We start from the raw sequence: 3,748 nt of genomic DNA, 5'->3' as shown, positions 1-3,748 counted from the left end.
GCCCGGGTGCGCTCGACCGCCTCGCCGACCTCCCAGCGCTGGTTGGCGTCGAGTGCCAGCCGGATGTCCGGGCCGATGGCCTCGCGGGCGATCCGGCAGCGCCGGATGTCGTCGCCGACGGAGGCGCCGACCTTGAGCTTGATCTGGGTGAAGCCGTCGGCGACGGCCGCCCGCGCGGTCCGGGCGAGCCGGTCGTCGTCGTAGCCGAGCCAGCCGCAGGAGGTGAGGTACGCCGGATAGCCCTCGGCCCGCAGCCGGGCCTCGCGCCCGGCCTTGCCGGGTGCGGCAAGGTGCAGGATCCGCAGGGCGTCGTCGGGGGTCAGCGCGTCGGAGAGGTAGCGGAAGTCGGCGAGCGCGACCAGCTCCTCCGGGGCCAGGTCGGACAGCAGCTTCCACAGCGGTTTCCCGGCCCGCTTGGCGGTCAGGTCCCACAGGGCGTTCATCACCGCCGCGACGGCCATGTGGGTGACGCCCTTCTCGGGGCCCAGCCAGCGCAGCTGTCCGTCGTCGGCGAGGGACCGGTAGACGTCGGCCAGACCGGCGGGCAGGGCGGGCAGCTCGGCGCCGACCAGCCGCGGGCGCAGCGCGTCGATCGCCGCGACCTCGACCTCGTTGCCGCGGCCGATGGTGAAGCAGAAGCCGTGCCCCTCCAGGCCGTCCCCGGCGTCGGTGCGGACGATGACGTACGCGGCCGAGTAGTCCGGGTCGGGGTGGCTGGCGTCCGAGCCGTGGAGCCAGCGTGAGGTGGGGAAGCGGATGTCGTGGGTGTCGAGCGCCGTGATCCGCGTCCTCGTCGCCGTGCGTGCTGTGGGCCGCCGTATGGTCGCCATCGCGGGTCACACCCCGTCCTTTCGCCCCCTCAGTCGCAGTCTCCGACCAGGGCGACGAAAAGTCCATATACGGGCAAAGTGGGCGCAGGTGGGCCGGATCCCCTTCGCTGAACGGCTGGATCATTCGCCGTATCAGAACCCTTGACAACACTTTGGCGCACGGCTCAGGATCCTCGAGTGAACTTGTCAGACAGCCAGACAGGCGCAGAATCGTTTCCTCGTCGGGTGAGTGCCATGGAGGCGGTCCTCAGCCACCTCCGGGACGCCATCGAGCGCGGCGACTACGCGGTAGGGGACAAACTCCCCTCCGAGGCCGAGCTGTGCCGTCGCCTGGAAGTGAGCCGTCCGGTGCTCCGCGAGGCCCTGCGGGCCTTGCAGACCATGGGGCTCACCGCCTCGCGCACCGGCAAGGGCACCTTCGTCATCTCCAGCGGTCCGGTGGAAGATCCCACCTTCGGCGACTACGCCGCGAGTGACCTGCTGGAGGTGCGGCGGCACATCGAGATCCCCGTCGCGGGGTACGCGGCCCTGCGCCGCTCCGCCGAGGATCTCGACCACCTGGCCCATCTGCTCGACCGGATGGAGCGGGAGACCGACACCACCGCCTGGGTGGCGATGGACACCACGTTCCATCTCGCCGTCGCCCAGGCGGCGCAGAACCCCGTCTTCCGCCGGGTCATCGAGGAGATCCGCGACGCCCTGGCACGGCAGTCGGCATTCCTCAATGAACTCGGCGGCCGCCGGGAGCAGTCCAACCGAGAACACCGGGCGATCGTCGAGGCGCTCGCCGACGGGTCCGAACCCGACGCGGTGGCGGCGATGACCCACCACCTCGAACGGGTGGAGACCACCCTGACCTCCATCGTGCGTCCCGCTTCGGCGGATGGCGTGTGATACGTACCAACGGAAGGCGGACAGCAGGCGTGAGCGAGCAGTCCCTCCGGCAGGAAGAACGCCACGACTACGGGCCGGACCAGCCCCAGCATGTAGACGCCGGCGACGCCGGCTACAGCAAGTCCCTCAAGGCCCGGCACGTCAACATGATCGCCATCGGCGGCGCCATCGGCACCGGGCTGTTCCTCGGCGCCGGAGGGCGCCTGAAGGACGCCGGGCCCTCGCTGGCCGTGGCGTACGCGGTCTGCGGCGTCTTCGCCTTTCTGGTGGTGCGGGCCCTCGGCGAGCTGGTGCTGCACCGGCCGTCCTCGGGCGCGTTCGTCTCCTACGCCCGGGAGTTCCTCGGCGAGAAGGGCGCCTACGTCGCCGGGTGGATGTACTTCCTCAACTGGTCCACCACCGGCATCGCCGACATCACCGCCGTCGCGACGTACACCCACTACTGGGGCATGTTCACCGACATCCCGCAGTGGGTGATCGCGCTGATCGCGCTCGCCGTCGTGCTGGCGGTGAACCTGATCTCCGTGAAGATCTTCGGTGAGCTGGAGTTCTGGTTCGCCATCATCAAGGTCGGCGCGCTCGTCCTCTTCATGGCGATCGGCATCTTCCTGCTGGTCAGCCGCCACCCCGTGGACGGCCACTCCACCGGCCCCAGCCTGATCACCGAGCACGGCGGCATGTTCCCGCACGGTGCGCTGCCCATGCTGCTGGTGATCCAGGGCGTCGTCTTCGCCTACGCCTCCGTCGAACTCGTCGGCGTCACCGCGGGCGAGACGAAGAATCCCGAGAAGATCATGCCCAAGGCGATCAACTCCATCATGTGGCGCGTCGCCGTCTTCTACGTCGGCTCCGTGGTGCTGCTCTCCCTGCTGATGCCGTCCGGCGCCTACACCGCCGACCAGAGCCCGTTCGTCACCGTGCTCTCCAAGCTCAACGTGCCCGCGGCGGGCGATGTGATGAACCTCGTCGTGCTGACCGCCGCGATGTCCAGCCTCAACTCCGGCCTCTACTCCACCGGCCGGATCCTGCGCTCGATGGCCATGGCGGGCTCCGCGCCCAAGTTCACCGGTGCGATGAGCCGCACCCAGGTGCCCTACGGCGGCATCCTCCTCACCTCGAGCATCTGTGTGCTGGGCGTCGGCCTCAACTACGTCGTGCCCAGCGAGGCGTTCGAGATCGTGCTCAACTTCGCGGCGCTCGGCATCCTCTCCACCTGGGCGATCATCATGATCTGCCACCTGCTCTTCTGGCGCCGCGCCCAGGCCGGTCAGCTCACCCGGCCCGGCTACCGGCTGCCCGGCTCGCCGTACACCGAAATCGTCACCCTCGGCTTCCTCTTCTCCGTCATGGTCCTGATGTGGGCCGACGGCGGACCCAGCCGGCTCACCGTCATGGCGCTCCCGGGAATCGCGCTGGCGCTGGTCATCGGCTGGTTCTGTACCAGGGGCCGGGTGAACGCCATCCGCGACGAGGCGGCGGCCAAGCGGTAGACCGGCCCGGCCGGGACGGCCCCCGCCCCGGCCGGGCGGATGAACCACCCCCTGAACCACCCCGACGACCGGAGCATCACCACCACCATGAACACCACCACCGGGCAGCACACCGACGACGCTCGCCACACCCCGGCCGGGCCCCCCGTCATCCGCGAACCCCGCCATGTGCCGCTCGCCCATGTCATACGCGCCGGTGTGATCGAGGGTGTGCACCACGGCTCGGCGGTCGTCCTGGCCGCCGACGGCCGGGTCGCCTTCCAGGCCGGTGACATCGACGCGGCGTTCTACCCGCGGTCCGCGATCAAGCCCGTCCAGGCCGTCGCGCTGCTGCGGGCCGGGCTGCCGCTGGACGGCGCGCTGCTCTCGCTCACCGCCGCCAGCCACTCCGGCCAGGACACCCATCTGGCCGGGGCCCTGAGCATCCTGGAGCAGGCGGGTCTCACCGAGGACGAGCTGCGCAACACCCCCGACCTGCCGTACGGCGCCGCGATGCGCGAAGCGTGGCTGCGGGCCGACCGCAAGCCCACCCGG

General features: G+C 70.3%; 4 protein-coding genes. 3 read left to right on the top strand and 1 reads right to left on the bottom strand.

Annotation, left to right across the window (positions count from 1 at the left end; genetic code table 11):
• A partial coding sequence (locus tag SSOG_RS05180) for an enolase C-terminal domain-like protein (RefSeq protein ID WP_009713156.1) occupies window positions 1–830 on the bottom strand: 830 nt, incomplete at its 3' end.
• A gap of 177 nt (window positions 831–1,007) precedes the next feature.
• Between SSOG_RS05180 and SSOG_RS05175 the strand changes: the two genes are divergently transcribed.
• The 3 genes from SSOG_RS05175 to SSOG_RS05165 all read left to right on the top strand — a co-directional run.
• Complete coding sequence (locus tag SSOG_RS05175; RefSeq protein WP_009713155.1) at window positions 1,008–1,724, top strand: FadR/GntR family transcriptional regulator; 717 nt, start codon at window positions 1,008–1,010, stop codon at window positions 1,722–1,724.
• Window positions 1,725–1,753: 29 nt separating this feature from the next.
• Window positions 1,754–3,214 carry an amino acid permease gene (locus tag SSOG_RS05170; protein ID WP_009713154.1) on the top strand — a complete coding sequence of 487 codons (1,461 nt, stop codon included), beginning with the start codon at window positions 1,754–1,756 and terminating at the stop codon, window positions 3,212–3,214.
• A gap of 87 nt (window positions 3,215–3,301) precedes the next feature.
• Window positions 3,302–3,748, top strand: a 447-nt coding sequence (locus SSOG_RS05165) for an asparaginase (RefSeq protein ID WP_039940655.1), incomplete at its 3' end; no start/stop codon positions are given.

It is taken from the genome of Streptomyces himastatinicus ATCC 53653 (assembly GCF_000158915.1).
Lineage (GTDB): Bacteria > Actinomycetota > Actinomycetes > Streptomycetales > Streptomycetaceae > Streptomyces > Streptomyces himastatinicus.
Note: the sequence above shows the minus strand (reverse complement) of the source record. Positions and strands in the feature narration are given on the sequence as shown.